Origin of the sequence: Caballeronia humi, assembly GCF_001544475.1 — a bacterium.
GTDB classification, from domain to species: Bacteria; Pseudomonadota; Gammaproteobacteria; order Burkholderiales; family Burkholderiaceae; genus Caballeronia; species Caballeronia humi.
This window is the reverse complement of sequence record NZ_FCNW02000123.1, coordinates 1-4,957: the sequence shown is the minus strand read 5'-3', so window position 1 is coordinate 4,957 and position 4,957 is coordinate 1. Positions and strand designations below refer to the sequence as shown.

Genomic DNA, 4,957 nt, shown 5'->3' with positions numbered 1-4,957 from the left:
TCATGGCTTGGGGGCCGATGGCGTCGGTGGCGGGCGCGGCGAGGGTGGGATCGAGTTCGCTCATGGGTGTCTCCGGTTTTTAATAAAAGCGGAACGATAAGTTCCGAAAAGTTCGCGTTGAATCAAATGTAGATCAACCGATCGCTATCGTCAACGACAAATTCTATTATTCGGTATGATTTGTATCTAAAAAAGAATGCGTCTATCATGAGTCCGAGGACAGACGTCGAGGAGAACAAAAGTGACAGATATCGCGAGCAGCAAGCCCGACCGGATGATGTCGGTGCGAAGCGTTTTCGGCATCGATTCGGGCCTGATGGTGCCCGCGTTCACCGAGCGCGACGACCACGTCCCCGATATCGACGACGCCTATCGCTTCAATCCCGAAGTCACGCTGGCGATCCTCGCGGGCTTCACGCGCGATCGCCGGGTGATGGTGCAAGGGCTGCACGGCACGGGTAAATCGACGCACATCGAGCAGGTCGCCGCGCGCCTGAACTGGCCGTGCGTGCGCGTGAATCTCGACGGCCATATCAGCCGGCTCGATCTCGTCGGCAAGGACGCGATCGTCGTCCGCGACGACCTGCAGGTGACTGAGTTTCAGGAAGGCATCGTGCCGTGGGCGCTGCAGCGGCCGGTCGCGCTGATCTTCGACGAATACGACGCCGGCCGCCCCGACGTGATGTTCGTCATCCAGCGCATTCTCGAGCGCGACGGAAAGTTCACGCTGCTCGACCAGAACCGCGTGATCCACCCGCATCCTTATTTCCGCATGTTCGCGACGACCAACACCATCGGCCTCGGCAACCTGAACGGGCTGTATCACGGTACGCAGGTGCTGAACCACGCGCAGATGGATCGCTGGAACGTCGTCGCGACGCTCAACTACCTGCCGCGCGCGGAGGAAGCGGGCATCGTGCTCGCGCGCGTGCCTGAACTCGCCGACGACGCCGGCCGCGCGCTGATCGAATCGATGGTCAGCGTGGCCGAACTCACGCGCAAGGGCTTCGCTTCGGGCGATCTGTCGACGCTGATGTCGCCCCGCACGGTCATCAACTGGGCGGAGAACTGCCAGATCTTTCGCGATCCAGCGATGGCGTTTCGCCTGACCTTCCTCAACAAGTGCGATGAGGCGGAACGGCCGACCGTCGCCGAATATTTCCAGCGCTGCTTCGGCCGCGAACTCGACGCCGGATGCGAGAGCCACGCATCGGCGCTCTTCTGATGCCAGCCGATCGCGCGACGGCGCTCATAGTCGAGGCGCGTGAGCGTCTGTGCGCGTCGGCCGTGCGCGCGCTTACCGGTGACGTCGCACTGCATTATCGCGACGGCCGCTTGTGGCGCGGCGACCGTCCGCTGCCGCTGCACGCGCCACATCTGCGCACTGATCCACATGACGACGATTTCGCGTCGCTGCGTGGCGCCGCCGATGGCGCGGCGTTGCGTCTCATGCATTCGGATGCCGAAGTGCATCGCGAACGATGCCCCGCCGATCCGGTCGCGCGGCTCGTGTTCGAACTGCTCGAACAACTGCGCTGCGAGACGCTGACGCCACCGGGCATGCCGGGCGTCGTGCGCAATGTGCGGCATCGCTTCGAGGCGTGGTCGCGTGCGTTTCACCGCTCGGGCCTGCTCGATGGCCACCTCGGCATCCTGCTCTATACGGTGTCGCAGATGGCGTGGTCGCGGCTGACGGGCGAGCCGGTGCTGGAGGAAACCGAAGGTCTGATCGAAGCGACGCGCGCGGCCATCGCGCCGGCGCTCGGCTCGGGACTCGCGGGAATCCGCCGGCGACGCAACGATCAGGCGGCGTTCGCGATTCACGCGCTGGAGATCGCGCGGCGCGTGAGCGAGATGATCCAGGCGGCGCGTGCTGACCATTCATCGGCCGGCGCCGACGATCCGGACGACGAAGCCGCCGCGCGCAAGACGTTCTCGCTGTGGCTCGGTTCCGACGAGGAAGAGTACAAGGAGATGGGCATCGCCGTGACGGGAACGAGCCGCGCGCTCGATGCATCGGCCGACGGGTATCGCGTTTTTACGACGCGCTACGACGAGGAAGTGCGTCCCGCCACGCGCGTACGCCGGGCGCTGCTCGACGAGTTTCGCGAGAAGCTCGATGCGCGCATCGCGGCGCAGGGGATCAACGTGAGCCGCCTCGCGCACGCGCTGGAGGCGGCGCTTGCCGATCCCGAGCGCGACGGCTGGTCGTTCGGCGAAGAACATGGCCGTATCGATGGACGGCGACTCGCGCAACTCGTGGCATCGCCGAACGAGCGGCGGCTTTTTCGGCTGGAACGACACACGCTCGTCGCAGATTGCGCGGTGAGCTTCCTGATCGATTGCTCGGGGTCGATGAAGGCGCACATCGAACCGGTCGCGACGATGATCGACGTGCTCGTGCGCGCGCTCGACCGCGCGGGCGTGACGAGCGAAGTGCTCGGCTTCACGACGGCCGCGTGGAACGGCGGCCGTGCGCGGCTCGACTGGCTCGCGCGCGGGCGGCCGCGTCATCCGGGGCGGCTGAACGAGGTATCGCATCTCGTCTTCAAGGATGCATTGACGAGCTGGCGCCGCGCGCGCCGCGATATCGCCGCGATGTTCAGGGCGGAGCTGTTTCGCGAGGGTATCGACGGCGAGGCGGTCGAATGGGCGTGTACGCGGCTCGGCGCGCGGCCGGAGAAGCGGCGCATGCTGATCGCGATCTCCGACGGCAGCCCGATGGACAGCGCGACCGCGCAGACCAACGATGCGTTCTATCTCGACAACCATTTGAAGGAAGTCGTCGCGCGGCATGAGGCGATGCGCGATGTCGAGGTGCTCGGGCTGGGCGTCGGGCTTGACCTGAGTCCGTATTACCGGCGCTCGCTGGCGCTCGATCTTTCGACGCCTCCGAACATGAAGATGTTGGGGGAGGTCGTGCGGTGGATGGGCGGGCGTAGCGCGCTTATTGAAGCCACCCCCGCACCGCGCTGACCATCAAATAGCAGCCAATGACCACCAGCACCCCGAACGCGATCCTTCGCGTCGCGACGCCCGATATCGGCGGCGGATAACGCCGCGCCGCAACCGTCGCTAACGCCACCGCCGGCACGGCAAACGCCGTCTGTATCCAGATTTCGTGGCCGAGTTGTCCGTTCCACGCGCTGAAGAGCGAGCGGATCAGCGCCGTCATCGCGAACAGCAGGATCAGCGCGCAGCGGATCTGCATGAGCGAAAACGGCTGTCGATAGAACTGAAACACGAGCGGCGGACCGGAGATGCCGAACATCCCGCTCAGCAGGCCGCCGAACACGCCGGAGAGAAAGAAGCCGCGATCGCCCGAGCGCCGCGCGAGCGGGGCGGGGCGCAACGCGGCGGCGAGGCTGCCGTAGAGGATCACCGCACCGAGCAGAATCTGCAGGATGCCCGACGCCGCGCCACTCAGGTAGTCGAGCAGCACCACGCCCGCGACCACCGATGGCAAGAGCCCAAGCGTCGCCGCGCCCACCGCGCGCCAGTCGATGTGATGGAGCGTGCCGGGCAACGCGATGGCGCTGTTCGCCAGCGTGACGAGGCTCACCAGCGCGGCCACGCTTGCGAGCGGCGCGAGGCCGAAGCCGCTCGCCGCGCCGAGCACGATCATGCCGAGCCCGAAGCCCGTCACCGTCTGGAAGTAGCTCGCGGCGCCCATCAGCGCGAGCAGCGCGAGCGCATGCAGCACGCTCGCGATGCTCACGGCGCGGGCTCGGCCGCTCGCGTGTCGGCCGTCAATTGCAGCACGGCCTGCGCCTGTACATTCGTCACCGCGATCACGTAAAAGATATCGTCGGCGCTGCATCCGCGCGACAGGTCGTTGGCCGGCTTCTTCAGCCCTTGCAGCAGCGGCCCGATCGCCTTCGCCCCGCCGATGCGCTCCGCCAGCTTGTAGCCGATGTTGCCCGCCTCCAGGCTCGGAAAGATCAGCACGTTGGCGTGTCCGTCGACCTGCGAATGCTCGACCTTGCGGCGCGCTATCTCCGCGACGATGGCCGCGTCGAGCTGAACGTCGCCGTCGATGGCGAGGGCCGGGCGCGCTGCCTTCACGCGTTCCGTCGCGGCGACGACCTTGTCGACCGCCGCGTGCCGCGCGCTGCCGCTCGTCGAGAACGAGAGCATCGCGACGCGCGGCTCGTCCATCAGCAGGCTCGCGGCGCTGTCGGCGGCGGCCATCGCGATTTCGGCGAGTTCGTTCGCGTCGGGCTCGACGACGAGCGCGCAGTCGGAGAAGATCAGGCCGCCCTTCATCGTGTGGAACGGCTCGCACAGCATCATCAGGAAGAAGCTCGACACGAGCCGGAACCCCGGCCGCACGCCGATGATCTGGATCGCGGCGCGCACGACGTCGGCGGTGGTGTTCAACGCGCCCGCGACGGAGCCGTCCGCGTAGCCGAGACGCACCAGCAGGTTCGCGAAGCAGAGGGGATTCAGCGCTTCAAGCTGCGCCTGGGCGCGTGTCATGCCTTTCTTGCTGCGCAGCGTGAAAAGTTCGTCGGCGCAAGCTGTGGCGAGGGGTGATGTCGCCGGGTCGATTACGTCCGTGTCCGCGAGGTCGATCTGCTCGCGGGCCGCCGCTTCGAGGATGCGCGCCGTCTCGCCGACCAGCACGATCCGCGCGATGCCCTCGCGCGTCGCGCGTTGCGCCGCCTGCAGCACGCGCGGGTCCTCGGGCTCGCACAGCACGATGCGCATGGGCGTCGCGCGCGCGTGATCGATGATGCGGTTGATCGCTTTCATGGGTTTGCGTATTGGTGTGAGAGGGCCGGAAGCTTCCGGCCCGATTCAGCGGTTAGACGTAGTCCTTGTACTTGTCGAGCATGCGTACGGGCTTGGCGAGTGCATCGCGACGGAACGGATCACCTAGTTCGCGTGTGCACATGATCTCGATGATCGTCGTCTTGCCGTGGTTCATCTGCAGATCGATCGCGCGCTTCAACGC

4 protein-coding genes are annotated in these 4,957 nt (G+C 66.2%); 2 read left to right on the top strand and 2 right to left on the bottom strand.

Annotated elements, in window-relative coordinates:
• The first annotated feature begins 241 nt into the window (after window positions 1-241).
• Window positions 242-1,225, top strand: a complete 984-nt coding sequence (locus tag AWB65_RS34135; RefSeq protein WP_087671175.1) for an AAA family ATPase — start codon at window positions 242-244, stop codon at window positions 1,223-1,225.
• Window positions 1,225-2,976 (top strand): cobaltochelatase CobT-related protein, encoded by a 1,752-nt coding sequence (locus AWB65_RS34130; protein WP_087671174.1) that lies wholly within the window; start codon window positions 1,225-1,227, stop codon window positions 2,974-2,976. The genes AWB65_RS34135 and AWB65_RS34130 overlap by 1 nt, the downstream gene beginning before the upstream one ends.
• Here the strand turns inward: AWB65_RS34130 and AWB65_RS34125 are convergent.
• Window positions 2,948-3,673 (bottom strand): sulfite exporter TauE/SafE family protein, encoded by a 726-nt coding sequence (locus tag AWB65_RS34125; protein WP_087671176.1) that lies wholly within the window; start codon window positions 3,671-3,673, stop codon window positions 2,948-2,950. The genes AWB65_RS34130 and AWB65_RS34125 overlap by 29 nt on opposite strands.
• 41 nt (window positions 3,674-3,714) lie before the next feature.
• Window positions 3,715-4,755, bottom strand: a complete 1,041-nt coding sequence (pta, locus tag AWB65_RS34120) for a phosphate acetyltransferase (RefSeq protein WP_087671173.1) — start codon at window positions 4,753-4,755, stop codon at window positions 3,715-3,717.
• Window positions 4,756-4,957: the final 202 nt, after the last annotated feature.